This is a genomic window from Cyclobacteriaceae bacterium (assembly GCA_025808415.1).
In the GTDB taxonomy this organism is placed as follows: Bacteria; Bacteroidota; Bacteroidia; order Cytophagales; family Cyclobacteriaceae; genus UBA2336.
In genome coordinates this window covers 3,426,856-3,444,825 of sequence record CP075525.1, presented here as the reverse complement: position 1 = coordinate 3,444,825, position 17,970 = coordinate 3,426,856, and the positions used below count along the sequence as shown (strand labels likewise).

At 46.2% G+C, this 17,970-nt stretch carries 13 protein-coding genes; 5 read left to right on the top strand and 8 right to left on the bottom strand.

Annotation, left to right across the window (positions count from 1 at the left end; genetic code table 11):
- Positions 1 to 34: 34 nt before the first annotated feature.
- From KIT51_15255 to KIT51_15235, 5 genes are all read right to left on the bottom strand, one after another.
- Entirely contained in the window at positions 35 to 673 is a 639-nt protein-coding gene (locus tag KIT51_15255; GenBank protein UYN86207.1) for a PorT family protein, read from the bottom strand.
- A 31-nt stretch (positions 674 to 704) separates the two neighbouring features.
- Positions 705 to 1,961, bottom strand: a complete 1,257-nt coding sequence (locus KIT51_15250; GenBank protein ID UYN86206.1) for a hypothetical protein — start codon at positions 1,959 to 1,961, stop codon at positions 705 to 707.
- Positions 1,962 to 2,043: 82 nt separating this feature from the next.
- Entirely contained in the window at positions 2,044 to 4,224 is a 2,181-nt protein-coding gene (locus KIT51_15245; protein ID UYN86205.1) for a gliding motility-associated C-terminal domain-containing protein, read from the bottom strand.
- 7 nt (positions 4,225 to 4,231) lie between these two features.
- The gene (locus KIT51_15240; GenBank protein UYN86204.1) at positions 4,232 to 5,266 is read right to left on the bottom strand and encodes a hypothetical protein; all 1,035 of its coding nucleotides are present in this window, start codon (positions 5,264 to 5,266) and stop codon (positions 4,232 to 4,234) included.
- A gap of 27 nt (positions 5,267 to 5,293) precedes the next feature.
- Positions 5,294 to 6,325: a hypothetical protein gene (locus tag KIT51_15235; protein ID UYN86203.1), complete on the bottom strand. Its 1,032-nt coding sequence runs from the start codon at positions 6,323 to 6,325 to the stop codon at positions 5,294 to 5,296.
- A gap of 218 nt (positions 6,326 to 6,543) precedes the next feature.
- Between KIT51_15235 and KIT51_15230 the strand changes: the two genes are divergently transcribed.
- Complete coding sequence (locus KIT51_15230) at positions 6,544 to 6,708, top strand: hypothetical protein (GenBank protein ID UYN86202.1); 165 nt, start codon at positions 6,544 to 6,546, stop codon at positions 6,706 to 6,708.
- On the top strand, positions 6,695 to 7,072 hold the full coding sequence (locus KIT51_15225) for a type II toxin-antitoxin system VapC family toxin (protein ID UYN86201.1): 378 nt from the start codon (positions 6,695 to 6,697) through the stop codon (positions 7,070 to 7,072). The genes KIT51_15230 and KIT51_15225 overlap by 14 nt, the downstream gene beginning before the upstream one ends.
- Before the next feature lie 82 nt (positions 7,073 to 7,154).
- Here KIT51_15225 and KIT51_15220 read toward each other — a convergent pair whose 3' ends face one another.
- Positions 7,155 to 8,039: a hypothetical protein gene (locus KIT51_15220; GenBank protein ID UYN86200.1), complete on the bottom strand. Its 885-nt coding sequence runs from the start codon at positions 8,037 to 8,039 to the stop codon at positions 7,155 to 7,157.
- 184 nt (positions 8,040 to 8,223) lie between these two features.
- Here KIT51_15220 and KIT51_15215 point away from each other — a divergent pair, with 184 nt between their 5' ends.
- The 3 genes from KIT51_15215 to KIT51_15205 all read left to right on the top strand — a co-directional run bounded on the left by KIT51_15215 (position 8,224) and on the right by KIT51_15205 (position 11,997).
- The gene (locus KIT51_15215; GenBank protein UYN86199.1) at positions 8,224 to 10,302 is read left to right on the top strand and encodes a sensor histidine kinase; all 2,079 of its coding nucleotides are present in this window, start codon (positions 8,224 to 8,226) and stop codon (positions 10,300 to 10,302) included.
- Positions 10,299 to 10,928 (top strand): response regulator transcription factor, encoded by a 630-nt coding sequence (locus tag KIT51_15210; protein ID UYN86198.1) that lies wholly within the window; start codon positions 10,299 to 10,301, stop codon positions 10,926 to 10,928. Before KIT51_15215 ends, KIT51_15210 begins: the two co-directional genes overlap by 4 nt.
- A 265-nt stretch (positions 10,929 to 11,193) precedes the next feature.
- Positions 11,194 to 11,997, top strand: a complete 804-nt coding sequence (locus KIT51_15205) for a hypothetical protein (GenBank protein ID UYN86197.1) — start codon at positions 11,194 to 11,196, stop codon at positions 11,995 to 11,997.
- A gap of 533 nt (positions 11,998 to 12,530) precedes the next feature.
- Here KIT51_15205 and KIT51_15200 read toward each other — a convergent pair.
- Positions 12,531 to 13,058 carry a transposase gene (locus KIT51_15200; protein ID UYN86196.1) on the bottom strand — a complete coding sequence of 176 codons (528 nt, stop codon included), beginning with the start codon at positions 13,056 to 13,058 and terminating at the stop codon, positions 12,531 to 12,533.
- 124 nt (positions 13,059 to 13,182) lie between these two features.
- A complete protein-coding gene (locus tag KIT51_15195) occupies positions 13,183 to 17,949 on the bottom strand; it encodes a VCBS repeat-containing protein (protein UYN86195.1) in 4,767 nt (1,588 codons plus the stop codon).
- Positions 17,950 to 17,970: the final 21 nt, after the last annotated feature.

Here is a 17,970-nt window from a genome sequence, read left to right as displayed (position 1 = left end):
TGCCACGCTCAAATGGATTTGAAAATCCCGACCACTATTTGATCGCAAACATATACCCGATTCGCACAGCAACATGGCTCTCATTCCCAAAATCACTTCCTTCCCCAGGCTGATTGGTCAGGCCTTTACTGTAGTTGAAATGTAATTTAAGTTTCCCAAAAGAATATCCTGCCATAACATTTACAGCAAGTGTTATTCGTTGCTCGAGTCCCTCTTCGCTTCCAAATACATGGTCATCACGCTTTGTTTGTGTTCCGTCAATAGTAACAGTACGTTTTCCAGACAGGCCGTAAAAAACAGAGGGGCCCGCGCCAACAAAGAAGCCTGATGCACGGGGCTGCCTTAACACTAATTGCACGGGTATTTCCAGGTAGTTAATAGTCATTTTTGTTTTTGTGATTTCAAAACTATCGTCAAGTTCATCACTCCACGACTTGCTTACCCAGTTTATCGCGGGTTGTAAAGAGAGTGTGCCGGTTAGCGGCAGTTCGAATAAAATGCCGCCTGTAAAACCGTAAGCGGCTCCAAGCACATCAAGCGAGTCATGTGTAACGAAGCCATCACCAATAACGCCAATGAAACCTCCCTGCACACCAAGCTGTGCATACGTTTTTGAGCCGAAGAATGTAATGCCTGCAAGCAGGAGTAGTGTTAAACGGTATGTGCGTTTCATATTTATAGTCTATTAGTTGCTACTATTTTATCTATTCAATAGCCTTCACAAAAAACCGTTCACCGTTTCCGGTGAGTTCGTTTGATGCAGCCGATTTTTCCAATACGATTTCCTCCATCCCTTTTTTGTTTCCGTTAAGTATCAGCACGGCTTTGTTTCCCCGGTTTACAATTCTCCAGGTGCCCTGATCGCGATCGTTGTCGCTACCGTAGAAACTATTCGAATTGTAGGTATACGTATAGACATAATCATACCGCCCATTGCTGTACAGGTTGTAGTAATACTTGGTACTTCCGCCACTAATGGTTTTGAGATACAACAACTGTTTGCCGCGCACGCGGTTGAGCCAGGTGTTGTCTTCCACCGGTTTTTCGAATACCACCGTTTGGGCAATTTGTTCCACTAAACTGAAATGTTCCGGAATAAGGTTTTTACTATACATGGTTGCACTAACCATAACCCCTCCGCCATGGGGCGAGTAAAGAAAAAGCGCTTCGATCACCACGTTCTTGCCTTGCAGCTTGCCGCGCGAAGTCGTGCGCACGTGTTGCGTGCCGTAAGGCTGTGAGGTGGCGGTAATGTAATTGAAGATGTCCTCAAACTCTTCACCATTGCCTTCGCGCAGCATTTGCTGCCGATCCGAATAGTGATGAGCCGCAATCCCGATTTCCGTTGTTTCCCCTGCTTTGGTTAACACATAGGCATCATCTTGCTGTTTTGATCGCCAGCCATCGGGTATGTTTACGGTAAATGTGCCGCCCGGATCTTTGATCACATTGCTAAAGTTTTCCGGGATGATCACTCCGGCAGGCGCGACTGTGGACGTTGCAGCAACAGGTGCTGTGGTGGAAGTAGTTGCCTGTTGTACGGGAGGCAACCTGGATTTGGTAACCTGGATGGCTACCGCGGCATCAGCCGGAAATTCTGCCTGGGGTACTTTCTTAAGCGAGTAATCCTGACTGTCAATCGAGAAGGCCCATACATCGCCCGTCCGGGTAAGCGTAAATTGTTTATCTACTCCATTGGATTGATATTCACCAACCATTACACCCAGTAGCGTTAAAGCTTTCATGGGTATGATCACATCCTGGTATAACAGTCGCCCACGGAAATAGCCCTCCTTGTCTTTGGGCTCAACCTGAAGCAGAATTTTATCGGCTGGGCTTTCGTAATAGCCAAGCCATTTATCCTGGGCAAAGGATGTGAAGCTGACAAGCATTACGCTTACCGTGAAGCAAAGCATAATCATCTGTTTTGCTGTAGGTGTTGCAGGTATTTTTGTTTCCATATTACTAATGGTTGTAATCTGCTCACTCGCTGTTTTGCCCCCTGGTCTGTGTCCGCACAGACCAAAATGCGCAATAGTCATTTTATTTCTTCAACGCCAGGTATCCCGTCTTCATCGGTCGTCCACTGGTAAATTCCAGTTTATAGAAGTAGGTACCTGACGGAAGTTCATTTCCGTTTTTGTTCAATCCTTTAAATACCACGGTGGTGTTATCGTAATTTTTCCCTTCCCACACCACATCGCCCCAGCGGTTGTAAATGGTTACGCGGTTGTTTTGTGCATCAGGCAGCGTGGTGATGTATTGAATAAACAGGATTTCATTTTTGGTATCGCCATTGGGCGAAATGGCATTGAACACTTCAATGTCGCCCCCCACTTCCACCTGTAAGGTTTGCTGTGTGCATACGCGGAACAAATCGCACACGAGTAAATCCACAAAGTCTGATCCGGCAAACAACACACCGCTGTAATCGAGCGTAAGCAGTTGATTAGTTAATGAGGCTGACGCACCGCGCTGCGACTGTGACGTGAGTACGCGCAAGGTGGAGATGTCTAAGTTATCATCGGGGTCGCTCACCAATGGGTTCAGGTCGATGGAAACTTTGCCTTCAATCCATACGGCTGTAACGCTTGCTTCAATCTCAGGCGGGCGATTTAAACAAGGGAATGCCTGAATGATCACTTCAAAACTTTCGGAAGGTACGCTGGTGCAACCGGTGTTATCGGTAACCGTAACGGTGTAGGTACCTGAAGTGGAAACGGTAATAGTTGGTGTTGTGGCTCCGTTCGACCAGGCGTAGCCGGTAAAGCCTGTGGGTGCTGATAGCGAGATGCTGCTGCCGGCACAAAGTGTAACCTGGCTGCCGTTTACCGGGAAGGACGTGCTGATAGTTGGTTGTGCACTGAACGAAAGCGTTACCGGTATAGCAGTGCGCACCGATTCACACGTGCCATTGATGATGGCTACATAGTACGTGGTGTTGGCCGTCACGGCCGGTGTGGTAAACGCACCGGTGGCCGTTACCGCCAGGGCCTCCCCGCCCACGGGTACACTAAACCACGCATACCGTTCGGCCCCTACGGCACCGGTGGCCGTTAAGTTGGCGCCCGTGTTAAGGCACGTGGTGATGGCCGATGCCGAAGGTGTGTTGAGCGGATCGCAAATCACAGCAGGAGTAATAAACGCATGCTTCGCTTTCTTGCTGCGCTTGTTGCTGTTATCCACCGCGGTGATGTACACATCGTAGCTGGTGCTGGGTTGCAACTCATTGAGCGGTGCGTTAAACGAAAGATCAACGTTGGCAGCCGGTGTAAACGCGGAGTAAGTACGGGGTGCAGTAGCCGTGGTGCCGTCATCAAAAAAATATTCCAGCGCGGTAATTACCGTGCCCGGCCCCGACTGCTGTGCATAGAAGGGCCGCGCCAGAGGCAGGCTCCAGCGTCCGTTTACATCTTGCGTACGCAGGTAGAGCGTATGAAAGCCATCGGGCACGCTGGCGAGGTTGATCACGATACTTTCGGTAATGTTCGGAGCCGACAAAGCAACCTGTGTTGCGTTACCGGTGCCCGGATCGGTATCGATAAAATACTCGAAGCGTTTTAGCGCAGGCGTGGGCGCAGATTGTGCATTGTTCTGAACAAACACCGGGTGGATGACCGGAATGCTCCACAATCCGTTGCTGTCTTTCGCACGAAGGTAGAGGGCATGAAACCCTTCGCTGATTGTTCCTAAGGGCACCGTAAAACTTTGCGTGATGTTGATGGCGCTGGTGATGGGAATGTTGAAACCATTGCCGCGACCGGGGTCCGTATCAAAAAAATACTCTACGCGGGTTAATGGCACCAAACTGGCGCTTTGTGCAGAGAGTTGAACATAAACGGGATGAATTACCGGAATGCTCCACAAGCCGTTGCTGTCTTTTGCCCGAATATAAAGTGCGTGAAAGCCTTGACTTACTGTACCTAACGGTACGGTGAAACCTTGTGTAATGCTAGCCGCGCTGGTAATGGGAATTGAAATGCCATTTCCAAAACCGGGGTCACTATCAAAGAAGTACTCGACCCGCGTAATGGACTGGGAAAAGGCGCTTGATGCACTAAAGAGTAAGCCAACTACTATATAAAGTACAAACTTTAGGCTGTTCGACATTTGCAATGTCGAACGCAGATGAAACGGATTTGAAATCCTTTTTATCTGTGGTTCGGGATTGCAAATCCCGAACAGCGGAAACAGCGGAAGTGACAGGTATCGCCAACGGTGCATAAGCGAATTAGTTATTGGATTTTGCTTTGATTTCAATGGGCAACCCGGTATTCTTTTCACCGGTGAGGGGCGCATCTAACGAATAAATAGTAGGTATGGGCGGTATGCCCGAGAGCACATACGGTTCTGCGCCACCGAACATACCCATATCGGTGCCGTTGTATCCGCTACCAAGGGCAGGAGAGCCATCTTTGAGTTTCCATTGGCCATCTGTTGTTCCTGTGGCGACAAATATGGAAGCAAAGGCTACACCATTAACATTACCATTGCCTGCCGGGAATACGCTATTGTTAACATGCATATTGTTGCGGACGACTGATGTGGTAGAAGTGAACCCGCCACCAATACAAACATTATTTTGAACTAATGCATTGCTTGTAAAGACATCCATTGCTATCACATTATTGGAAATCTCTACCCCGGAACCTTCCGTCCGGATTGCAGGGACTGAACCAGCGCTAAAGGATAATCCTTGAATGTAATTGTTACGCAAGGTAACATTCGAAAATCCGGTCGGTATAAGTATTCCCCCAATATTGCTATTCGTCTGAAAATAGTTTTGAACGACAGAAACGTTAGATCCGGAAGCAGCAAATAGGTATGTGGGACAAAAACCAAGTCCTATAAAGTGATTTCTCTTGATCATAATGTTACTCGTATTCGCACGCACCAAACAATTAAAAGTTAAGCCCATCGCCACAGAGCCTTCTGAGCCGGCAACGAAGTCAATTCCTGCTTCTGTACAAAAGGTTGTGGTCAATCTCAAGACTGCGGGTAGTAATGAAACCAGTGTTTCCGGGTTGTTCAAAAAATAACCTGGCCCAATGATGACAATGCGTTTGCTTATGGTAACCTTAGATGTAATGTAACTTACACTTGAGCCAATCAAATACAGGGTGTCTCCGGCACTGGCGCCATCGTGGGCTTCCTGTAAGTTCACAAAATCTTTAGAGGCACTGCCGGGGTTGCTGTCCACAATCCAGATTTTGGCAAACAGTGTAAGGGGCAGTATGAGTAGCGAGACGAGGAGTAGTTTTTTCATGGGTTATTAGTTGGTAGTTGATGGTTGTTAATTATTTGCTTTGGCCTTAATGGTAATGGGCAGCCCGGTGTTTTTCTCACCTACAGCCGGGGCATTGAGTTGGTAAATGGTGGGTATGGGCGGAATGCCCGAGAGCACATAGGGCTCATCACCACCAAACATGCCCATGTCCACCCCTTCAAAACCAGCACCAATTGCGGGGGAGCCATCTTTGAGTTTCCATCTGCCATCTGGTGTACCAGTGAGGACAAATATGTTGGCTAACGAAACTTGACTTATGTTACCATTTCCAGAGGGAAGTAGAGTGCTTGGATGGGTTGCCATATTATTTCTGAAGACAGATCCTGTTATTGTAAGAAAGGGATTAACTGTAAAAATGTTGTTTTGAATGATGCCAGCATTCGCCACTATACCGTAATCCATTACGTTATTACTAATTTCAACTCCGCTATTAAGAGCAGAAATGGCCGTTCCTCCTGCTGAGTGAATGTAGTTGCTAATTATTTTAACATTACTAAATCCAGCTCCGATAAAAACTCCCTGACCATTTACACTGTCCCTAAAGTAATTTTGAATAATTGTTACGTTTGATCCATGCGATGTTATTCTTGGATTCAGACAAACTCCGATAGGGTGCTCGTCTTCAAATAAATTCCGTTTTATCAAAATATTGTTTGTTGAAATTCTTATTCGTCCACGGATAGTTACCCCTATTAATGCGGAACCTTGCGCACCATCGACAAAGTCAATGACAAAGTCACCACATCCTGTTGGTTGTCTTAGAAAGGCAACAAGAAGCGAAACCTGTGTCTCTGGATTATTTAAAAAATAACCGGGCCCAATCATTACTAGTCGTTTAGAAATATTGACTTTAGCCGATATATAATTCACTCCGGAGCCAATCAGGTACAAGGTATCTCCGGCATTGGCGCCATCGTGGGCTTCTTGTAAGTTCACAAAATCTTTACTGGCGCTGCCCGGGTTGCTGTCCACAATCCAGATTTTGGCAAACAGGGTGAGCGGCAAAAGCAGGGCGGTGAGGAGGATTAACTTTTTCACGGGTAAAGGGTTTTAGTTGTTCGTTATTAGTTGTTCGTTGTTCGTTGTTAGTGATTGGTCAATAGTTATTGGTCATTAGTCATTGGTTGTTATTTGTTAGATATGGGTTTACTTTCTACCTCATTTATTGCAGCGCAGTAGCAATAGAAGTGGGCTTTATCCCTCATACTTTTTTCACTATTTTTGAGAAACTGAATCTTATCATAACAGAGTATCCTATGACCATTCACATCACGCCTAAAACAAAGCGTCAGGATTTGGTAAATGCTGCGCGCAAATTGAAGCAGGGAAAAAAACTGGATGCCAAAAAATTTTGTGGCACGGTGAAGTGGAAAGAAGATGGCTTGGCGGCCCAAAAACGAATGCGCAATGAATGGAATTGATCTGCAGGCTTTCTGCGATACCAATATTGCCATATACTTATTGAGTGGTGATGAACACCTGGCTGAGCTACTCCAGGGCATGGACACTAAGCTTTCCTTCATTACTGAACTTGAATTGCTTAGTAAACCCAATATTACACCGGGTGAGACTGTCAAAACAAAAGCGTTTATCAACCAGTGTACTGTGGTGGATATTTCGCCTGCCATTAAGAAAAAGGTAATTGAGATCAGGCTAAAAATGAAGATTAAACTACCGGATGCCATTATCGCTGCATCTGCAATTACTTTGGGCTTGCCAATCATTACGGCTGATAAACAGTTTGAAAAAATACCGGGCTTAAGTGCAATCATCGTTAATCGTTAAGGTTTCTTTCGGTTTGGTAAAGGGTTTTGGTTGTTCGTTATTCGTTGTTAGTGATTAGTAAATAGTCATTGGTCATTAGTCATTAGTTGTTACCAGATACCGGGGTGTTCAGTAGGCTGTACATTTCGGGGGTAATGGTAACGTTAAAAACATAAGCATCATTTTTGTCGTGGTAGCGGTACACCACCGTAGCCTTATGGTCGCGGAATACCTGGGCTCCAGCATTTGTTCGAATGACGTGTATCATGTCAGGTTCCAGTTGCCGCTTGGCATTAAGGGTATCGATTTCAGCTTTCGTTACGTTTACCAGCGTATAGTTGTATCGAAAGGTATTGTTGGGTAGTATTTCTGCACCATCCAGGCGCGTTTCTGAGTCCACCAGCAAGGGCGATGCTTCATTTACTTGTCGTGCGGCTTCCCGCAGACTGATGGCAGCCGCCAGGAAGTTTTCAGTATTGCCATCATCATCTTTCTCTTCCAATTCCCTTAGTCTTTGTTCTAACTCCGCTGTCCGTTGGGCGTCTATTTCCACTCCGGGTTGAACTACCATGAAATACATCAAGGCAATGGCCACCACTCCGGCCAGTGATCCTACCATCCAGGAATTTGAAGAGCCGCTCATTTTCTTCACGTTTGCCAATGACGTAATCACAATTAAGGCGGGTACAATTAGTGCCGTTACGTCCCACGTCTCTGCCATGAAAGAAATGATTTGATTGAATACCACGAGTACCGTATAGGCAAATACAGCCCAACGCTTCATTTTCCAAATCCCGACCAGGCATGCCAGGCTTAATAAAGTTGAAAGTGTCAGGTAGTTAGGATACCACCCCCCATCTTCAAGGATACTTGAAAAAGCAAATTGAAGTACCAGGATAGTGGTGATAAACCCGAAAACGCAAACGAGCGTAATGATGGCCAGGCGTTTGGTTTCTTCGGGGTTTTCGGTCATGTTTGTTGGCTCCATTTAGAAATCACTTTTGGCTTTATGATCTACAATTTTTTATATCTTCATGCCATAGGGATTTATCCCTAGTGCGGTGTGATTGCGGCTTGATTGTCGATTGATTTTTTTTACATAATGCTATGTTCCACGATGATAAAGTTGCGATTTGGTGCGCTCTGCTTCAATACCTGAAAACCGTCATTTTTTGACAGAAAAAACTACCGGAAATCCGGTAGAATATTTTCTGGCGTGTCGTTTCCTGAAGCGTGTGGTTCTCTCATTCCGTATGGTTGGTGTTGTATGGGCAATGCTTGGTGCAATGTTGGCCCAAACGGCCCTTGGGCAGGGATCACCAACAGCTTACACCGATAGCCTGCTGGCCATTGTAAATAAACCCAACCCGGATTCAGCATCGGTTGCAGCGGTCATGCAGGTTCAACGCTACTTTTTTGAACATGGTCAGTACGATTCAACACTTAAGTATGCGCAGCTGGCCATGCGGCTTACGGCTCAATTAAAAGATGCAAAGGCTAGCGCCCGCGCACATTACAACATGGGCATGACGTACACCAACCTGGCCCGGTACGACAGTGCACGGTTTTACCTCGATGCTGTACTGGATTACTGGCCGTTGTTGCAGGATACTTTATTACAGGTGAGTGCTTACAATGCCCTGGGTATACTCAGTAATTACCAGTCCGACTATGGATCGGCTGTGGAATATTTGCTGGAAGCCGAGGCATTGATCGATCAATCCTCATCCATCGAAGTGCGTAATCTTTTTCCACAAATCCTTTCGGGCATAAGCCGTAACCTGATTGCCGAAAAACAATACGAACGCGGTATTGGGTATGCGAAAAAGGCCCTTCGTATCCGTAACTATCCAACTGAAGGCCGCTACCGGGTAATGATACACCTTGATATTTTTGATGCCTACCTCACCCTCAAAAACACAGCACTTGCCAAACCTCACCTCGATTCCGCAATCTATTTCAATCAATCGCTAAGCAACATGGTGATTACCCAAATGGTTTACCTGAATGAAGGCAACTACCACCTGACCATGCAAGATTATGCCAAAGCCCACAAAGCCTATCAGGAAGCCTACTGGTTGTGTAAACAAATCAAAAACAATTACCTGATTGCCGGTGCAGCCCGCAACCTGGCCCATGCTTGTTACCTTATCGGGCGGTACGATGAGGCCATCCAATATGCCAATGAAGTGATTGCCCTGGGCAAGCCCTTGAAACAATATGACGAAGTTGCCGGCAGTTATGATGTATTGAAGCAGGTTGCATCTTTGCGCGGTGATTTTAAAAATGCCGTGTACTATGCCGATTTGCATAAACTGTATGCCGATAGCAGCACCAATACAGCAACACAAAATCGTATCCTCGGGTTGGAGTCGCGGTATCAACATCAGAAGCGTGAGCAGGAACTGGCTACCCTGAAGTCGGAAAGCACGTTAAATGAACTCGAAACCGTGCGCAGGAACAGGATGTTTTTAATTGCAGGGATTTCAGCTATTGCGCTAATTATTATTCTGATCATTTATTCCGGCTACAGCCGCCAAAAGCAAACGCTTGCAGAAAAAGAAAGGAAACTTCAGGAAGACCGTGTAAAATTTCTGGAACGCCAGCAGCAGGTAGTGTCGCTGCAGTCCATGATCAACGGGCAGGAAACCGAACGCACCCGCATTGCAAAAGATTTGCACGATGGGTTGGGCGGAGTGTTCTCCACCATTAAAATGTATTTCAACTCCCTTCATCACGAGCAACCTGTTTTGCGTGAGCAGGAGTTATTTCAAAAAAGTTACACACTGATAAACGATGCCTCGGAAGAGATCAGGCGTATTGCCCATAATATGATGCCGGAAGTGCTGATGAAGATGGGGCTGGTGAATGCGTTGAGAGATTTGTGTGCCAATATTTCTGCCGGCAAGTTGCTGCAGGTAAAACTGGAGGTGCATGGCATGGATAAACGATTAAACACTACCACTGAAATTATGTTGTTTAGGATTATGCAGGAGTTATTGAACAACATTATAAAACATGCACACGCTACGGAGGCCATTATCCAGATCGTGCGCGATGGAAACCGATTAAGTGTACAGGTGGAAGACAACGGCAGGGGTTTTAATACGGCCGAGGCAGATAATCAAAAGCGCGCGGGCATGGAAAGTGTGCAGAGCCGGGTTGCCTACCTGAATGGTAAACTGAGTATTGACTCGCAGCAGAACGTGGGTACCACGGTAATGATGGATTTCTTAATACAAGATGTATGATACGGGTGCTTATTATCGATGATCACCCGCTGGTACGGGATGGTATAAAAACCATGTTGCAGTCGGAGGCTAGGGTAGAAGTTATCGGTGCGTGCAAAAGTGGAGCCGAGGCATTGGCATTTCTGGTGGCTAACGTGCCCGATATTATTCTGCTCGATATCAACCTTCCGGACATGGATGGTTTGCAACTGTGTGAGCGGATACGGAAGCAACATGCCAGCGTGAAAATTATTGGCCTCACCTCTATAAATGAAGCCGGCATGATTACCGGGTTGCTGCAACGCGGGGGCAACGGCTACCTGCTGAAAAATATGGAACGGGAAGAGCTGCTGAAGGCCATGGAGAAGGTGATGGCGGGCCATGTGTATTTGAGTGAAGATGCCAACCTGAAAGTACTGGAGCAATACAAATCCTTTGAAGAAGTGACAAGGCCATCCTTAACCCGCAGAGAGAAGGAAATACTGGATTTGCTGGCCGGTGGTTTGTCGGGACCGGAAATTGCCAAGCAACTTGTATTGAGTGACCTTACCGTAGAAACGCACCGCAAAAATTTATTCCGCAAGTTTAATGTCCATAACGTTCAGTCGCTGTTGAAGCTGGCGCGGGGGTTTGGATTTCTGGATTAGAATACCTGAGTATCCATTTCAAGTCCTAAATAAAGATTAAATCTCCTCGGTCTGTGTCCCACAGACCGAAAATTCGAATAATGATGTGGTTCGTGAGGACACGAACCATGGAGGTAGATTAGAATTCGATTAGAGAAACTATCGCAATCCGCCCAGTATCTCTAAGCCCTTGGAGGATTTAGTCAATTTCTCTATCTTCAAAACCATAGGGATTTATCCCTATTCTGTTTATGTGCGCGAGCATTGTAAGCACTGAACGTTATGTATGGTTAAACGAACACATATCCTTCCTAAGGTTAATGTTGAGACATTCAGCAAACAGAAGCTTGATGTTCCGCACCGCGCTGCTGAGCAGGCATTGGCACAACTCCGTGCCCGTGTAGATCACATCGATACGTTTTCCATCGGTAGGTATTTTTGGTTTATTGCAGACACCACAAGCTTTACGCACCTGCAAGCCGGTGGAGCGCTGGAAGAAATGTTGCCGTTGCAGCTTCATGAATTTGTGAATGCGCCTGCCCAGGTTTTGTTTCAGCATATTCACCCTGAGGATGGTGAAAAAATGTTTGCGTTTTCGAAATACTATGCCATGCATTGTGGTGGTTTGGCTGAGCATGAACGCAAACACATCCGCACATCCATATTTATCCGGCTTAAAAACAAAAAGGGAGAATTTTACTGGGCCTTAATCCAGTACCTGGATGCTGTTTTTAATGAGGCTGGCCAGTTGGTGTACATGCTTACGCTGGTTACGGATGTTTCGCACGTAAAGCAAGGCGGGGTTGCTTCCATGACGTTGCTGGATTTACGGGATAACACCAGCCGCATGTTTTTTAGTTTCAATGGTGAGACAAAAGAATCCGCACATCAGGAGCTTCCGAAAATTTCCACACGCGAACGCGAGGTGCTTAAGTTGCTTACCAAAGGCTTAAGCAGCAAACAGATTTCCGATGCGCTGAGTATTTCACAAAAAACGGTTGACAACCACCGGCAAAGCCTGCTCCGCAAAACCGGTAGCAAATCAACTGCGGAGGCAGTTGCTTTCGCGATGGATTATGGGTTGATGTAGAGATTTCTCTCCATGGCCTGTGACGACACTGACCAAGGTACTAGCTGTTCGACATTTATAATGTCGAACAAAGATGGGAGGGATTTTTAATCCGGAATGAGGATTTCAAATTCTGGCTATTGAAAATGTCAGACAGCACTGTCGACACCAGACCAAAGTAGTACTATCGATTGATGAGATAATTTTCTTGCGCAGTCCCCTTGCGAGGCACTGCGAAGAAGAGAGGGTTCGGTATTTCACCGAACAACGTGGCGATGAGTTTAAATAAATCACAAAACCTCCAAGGTCTTTAAGACCTTGGAGGTTTTGTGATTTATTAAGGTTCAATACCTAACCAGGCGCAGGTAGCGAAATAATCTTCCGGGTTTTGCGGTAAGCTTGTTCGGCCGTTGCTGGCTGGCGGTATAATTACATAGCGCACCTGAGAGTTGGGGAAATTTAAATCAATTTTCGCTGTTCGACATTTGTAATGTCGAGCAAAGATGAGTTGGATTTTAATCCGGAATGGGCAATTCAGTAAACCCTGAACCACTTTACAATGGCTCTAGTTCCAACAAGCCTTTACGTGTACCATAAAAATCCCCACAGCTGCTCAGCATGTATTCCTCTTCCTTATCAACCAGGCCTGCTCGCACCGGATTCATGTGGATGTAATTCACTTTTGAGTCGCAGAATTCTTTACTGGTTATTTCTTCTCCATGGTAACCTTCTTCCCAAAACCAAATGTGATTGTCCTTCTTTAATAGCCAGGTTAGCCAACGTTTCCGACTTTCATGTTCATTATTTTCAATAGTTTCGAAAATCTTCTTAGCTGTGTGTTTTTTAAAGTCACGGATTACATCGCTGAGATTATGGCGTTCTGTCCGCAGAATAAAATGGCAATGGTTACTCATGATAACCCAAGCATATATTTTGAGCCCTTTATGTTGCTGACAGTAACGAAGGTTTTCTAGTAACAGATCAACATAAGTCCTTCGAGTGAAGACATCTACCCATTGGTGCACGGTAAAAGTGACGAAATACAAGCCTTGTTGATCATGGATTCGGTATGCTTGTGCCATGAAGTGAAGTTACTAATAAAAGTAGAATAGGATAGGCCTGGATTAGAAATCCATTTTATCTATCGTCCGACATTGCAAATGTCGGACAGCGGGAATGTCGGACAGCACAAAGACAGCATAGACTCTATCTTTTGAGAGACAGATACCCCGTTTTCATTTTCCGCCCGCTGGTGAATTCGAGTTTGTAGAAGTACGTACCTGACGGAAGTTCATTCCCGTTTTTATTCAACCCACGGAACACCCGCGTTTGATTGTCGTAGTTTGTAATTTCAAAAACCGCATCGCCCCAACGGTTGTAGATGGTTACGCGGTTTTGTTGTGTATCGGGAAAGAGGTTAATGTAATCGATCTGAAAGAAGTCATTACGATCATCACCGTTTGGAGAGAAGCCTGTACGAACAATAATGTCACCTTCAACATAAATGGTGAGTTGTTGTTGGGTGCAGGCACCCAGCAAGTCGCACACTTCAATAGAGATTCGATCAACACCTGTGAAGAGTATGCCACCGTAATCTAAAATCAATTCATGGAAAGAATTAATCGAAGCAGAAGCCCCCGCTTTAGTTTGGGTATTCAGCACCCGCAAACTGCCCAAGTCGAGGTTATCATCCGGATCACTTAATAGAGGCGTGAGGTCAACGCGGACAAGTCCTTCAATGTATAGCCCCGTAAGTGTGGTAATAATTACAGGTGGCTGATTGCTGCATGGCTCGGGAAGTATCGTTACTGCGAGCGATGCAGAAGCAGGACTTGCACAGCCCCCGGCATTTGTAACCGTAACGAAGTATATACCACTGACAGCAACAGTTATTTGTTGTGTGCTTTCCCCATTCGACCAATCATAGGTTGCAAAACCTGCCGGTGCGGTTAAGGTAAGGGTTGAACTGCTGCACACAGTAACGGCATTGGCAACCGGTGTAATGCTGGAGGTAATAGCGGGTTGTGCCGGGACGGAACTAATCGTTGCGGTGATGAGTACACGTGTACTTTCGCAAAACGCATCAGCAAGGGAGACAAAATAATTTGTGGTGGCAGTAAGCACGGGCGTTGCGTAGGTATCGTTCACTTCACCCGTAATCAAGGCGAACGGAGTTTCAGTGTACCAGCGATAATCACCGGGCGTTCCGCCACTGGCGTTAAGGGTAACCGAACCCGTTCCGCATCGGCTGGCATTGATGACATCGGGGGACGTAGGCAGCGCATTAACAACGAATTGAGCTACGTTGGTGAATACATCTGCTGCGAGGTCGCCTCTTATTAAACATCGATAATCTCCGGCTACTAGGTTGCTTACGGTAGTTATAGACAAAGTAGAAGTTGTAACGCCCGAATAAATTGTATTGTTAGTCAGGTTCTCGAACAGAGACGTTCCGGTATTGAACTTCTGCCACTGATAGGTAATGTTGGTGGTGCCAGTGGCAGCCGTTATAAATGATGCATTGGTTCCCTCACACGCATAAGCCGGAGAGGTTGGTTGTGTAGTGATGGTAATAGAGACATTAGGAATCAGATTTTCATAGATAGCGAGAAACCCATTTCGCGTGATGACGATTTCCGGTTTACCATCCACATTTAAATCAGCCGTGACAATAGCCCTTGGTGCCGTTACGGTAGTATTGAAGGGCGCTGCGAAAGACGCGGCTGAGAGTGCTCCGGAAGTATGTATGTTTTTGAAAACGGAAAACCGGTTTCCGGTTTCACTGGTGGTAAGAATATCCACTCGTCCATCACCATCCACATCGGCAATGTGCGCAACGGTAGTAGCGCTGGGGTTTGTTAGGTCTATTCTGTTGAAGGAAATATTGCCCGGAGTGCTCTGGTTGTGCAAAAGTATGAGTAAAGTATTATTGGCACCTGTTCCATGGTAGAGCAATAAATCCTGGCGTCCGTCATTGTCAAAATCACCGCTATAAATGCGACTTGGGTTTGTACCTGTTGGGATATCTGTTCGTGTGAAACTTCCTGTACGAATTCGGGGCAGTTGCTGATTGTGATATATACTCATGGATGCAGTAGTTGGATTAGTAACTGCAATATCGGGCCAACCATCTCGGTCAAAGTCGGCTGTTACGATACCACCATTGGTACTCGGTTTTGCAAAGTTTATGTTGGCCGTGAAGGAAGGAAAAGTACCCGCAGTGAATGGTCCTTTTCGGGTACGGTTTTCCTTAACAATCAGCTGGGCACCACCATTACTAGGATAAGCCATATCCATTTTGCCATCCTGATTAAAATCGGCAAAGGCTAAGTTGGATCCTCCGCCACCGAACGTTACGTTGGCATCAATTTCAATGGTGCTGCCGGTAGAAATGTTTTTACGAAGTATTCCGTTTACAGTAGCCACATCCAATAAACCATTGCCATCAAAGTCTTGAAGTTTAGGATTGAGGAACGATCCGGTAATGCTTACATCGAGGGTTAAGGCATCGGCTGTGATAGCACCACCACTATAGGTGTTTCGGAAAATTCGTGCAGCATTGGTGATCTCGACTAATAAATCGGGAAGACCATCATTGTTCATATCGCCTACATCAATATCATAATCTGCTCCGGCCAGGGCAATGGTGACGGGAGGTGCAAAGTGACTGTTATCAAAATCAACACCATTGCCGAACGTAGCAGAAAAAGGCTGATGATAATACGATGTTAACCGATCGCGCGTAACACCTACCGGTGCATAAGTACTTCCAAGGGGTGCTTCCACGGTAAGTTCTGTTTTAGATGCGGTTAGTACGTTTGCCTGCACACCACCAAACCATACCGTATTTCGTTCAGGAATGGAAGAAAACTTCTCACCGGTTATCGTAATGGTACTTCCGGCAGCAGCGCGAAGTGGTGAAACGGTATTTACCGAAATGGTTGGCTTGGGCACACTTTCATTTTCGTAAATAATGAGGCGATTAGCACCGCTCGAACCAAACGTAATTACGTCAGGCTTATTGTCGCCATTAAGGTCACCCACCAGCGGTGCATTCAGGTTAACGTTTCCTTGAAAGCTTACTTCTTCAATAAAGGAATCCTGGGTTAGTGTGCCCGGAGTGGTAACATTTTCGAATACAACAAAACTGGCGGTAACGCCCATCAAAATGATTTCCGGCAGGTTATCACCATTGATGTCGGCCACACGTTGCGAATAGGCGCGATTGATTTTGGATAAAATAATTTCAGGTGCGAGTGAGGCCTCTGTAACCGGGCCCGTAGTGTGAATATTTTTTCGAATCACCAGGTCGTAATCATTAAAGCCATTTATCCTGTAAAAGGTCAAGTCTTGTTTGCCATCGCCATCCAGATCGGCAGCTGTAATGCCGCTTACCATGCTACCCGGAAAGGAAAATGCGGGAGTAATCACAATGTTGCCGGGCGTTGACTCATTTTGAAAAATGATATTAGTGTTACCTGCACCTGTGGCAATCACTTCCGGTTTTCCATCGTTGTTTAGGTCGCACACCGTTACATAACCACTCACACTGTTAATGCGCCTGGCGGCAGCAAACTCAATCATACCCGGTGCCCTGCTGGTATTTTGGAAGATGACGAGTCCGGTTGAGTTGATCAGGATATCCTGTCGGCCGTCTCCATCTAAATCGGCAACAGTAATGCCGTTTTGAAATATATCAATTTCAAAAAAGAGTCGGGCAGGTTCAAAGGCGATGTTTCCCGGTGTGCTGATGTTGCGGCTAATGGTAATACCACCCGAGTTGGCAAAGCCATCGAAACGCCCTCGCGAATAGGTGACTAAGTCAAGCTTGCCATCGTTGTCAAAATCAGCTAAAGCAAGACCGCCTGAGTTTCCCTGGCCTTGCTCGCCAGACGGAATACCAACGCGGGGATGAAACGTTGAGGAATTAATTTCGCCACCAGAGCCTGCATTACGAAAAATTCCCATGGTGGCACCTGATTCTAAGGTAACGACATCCAGCCAACCATCGCCATCAATATCTCCCATAACGGAGGCCAATACACCGGCCGAGTAGGGCACCTCCACATTTAACCCGAAGGTACTGGCAATGATGCGACCACCGGTCTCATCTGGATTGTTAAACTGCGGTTGAAAAAAAGCGGAGGATTGTGCAGAGAGTCCAGTGGATGTGTTGAGTACGCGAATAGGTGCAAAGGTTGCCCCAGGCGGAACAGTAACCTGGAGTTGTGTTGCGCTGGCAGAAATTACTGTTGCTTCGGTGTTGCCGAAGTAAATACGATTGTTGGAAATGGATTCACCAAAGTTTGTACCGTTTATGGTTACGGTTGCATGGGTTAGTGCAGCAGTTGGTGTAACGGATGCCACGGTTGGTGCGGGCATCAGTTCAAGTTGTTCCAGTGTTACATTATCAAGCTGACTACTATAGCCCGCTACATTAATCCACTTGCACCGGATTTGTATTTGCGAAAGGTTAGCCAGTACCCTTCGTATTTCATGTTCATAAGCTACATTCCCGGCCGCGCTGTTCGATCGCCAGTCGGCTGATAAATCTAATGGGATAGAATAAGATGTCCATTCTGTGCCGGGCTTTTCAGGAAAGCGCAAATGAATGGATTGTCCTCCGGAGGCACGAAGGATGATGTCGCTCACAGTGTTATCAGTTCCGGCAGTTGATTGCTTTAAATCAAGTTTTAAATGTTGGCCATATGAGAAACTGAACTGCCCCAAAAACTTGGCTGGTGCTACCCAATACCAGTTCATACCTATATTAACCGAGCCTCCTGAAGTTGGAGGAGACGCAGACAAATATCCACCAGGATTTCCTCCGGTTGATACGTATTCAAAAGTAGCTGTGGTCCCACCGGTATGGGCTGCAGCCCAACCTTCATCATCCGCTGTAAAGTTGCTGATGATTTGCGCATGGCTGGTACAAAAAATTAGTAGCAGGATAAGGGTTAGGCATTTTTGCATACTCAAATTTACCTTCTCCCC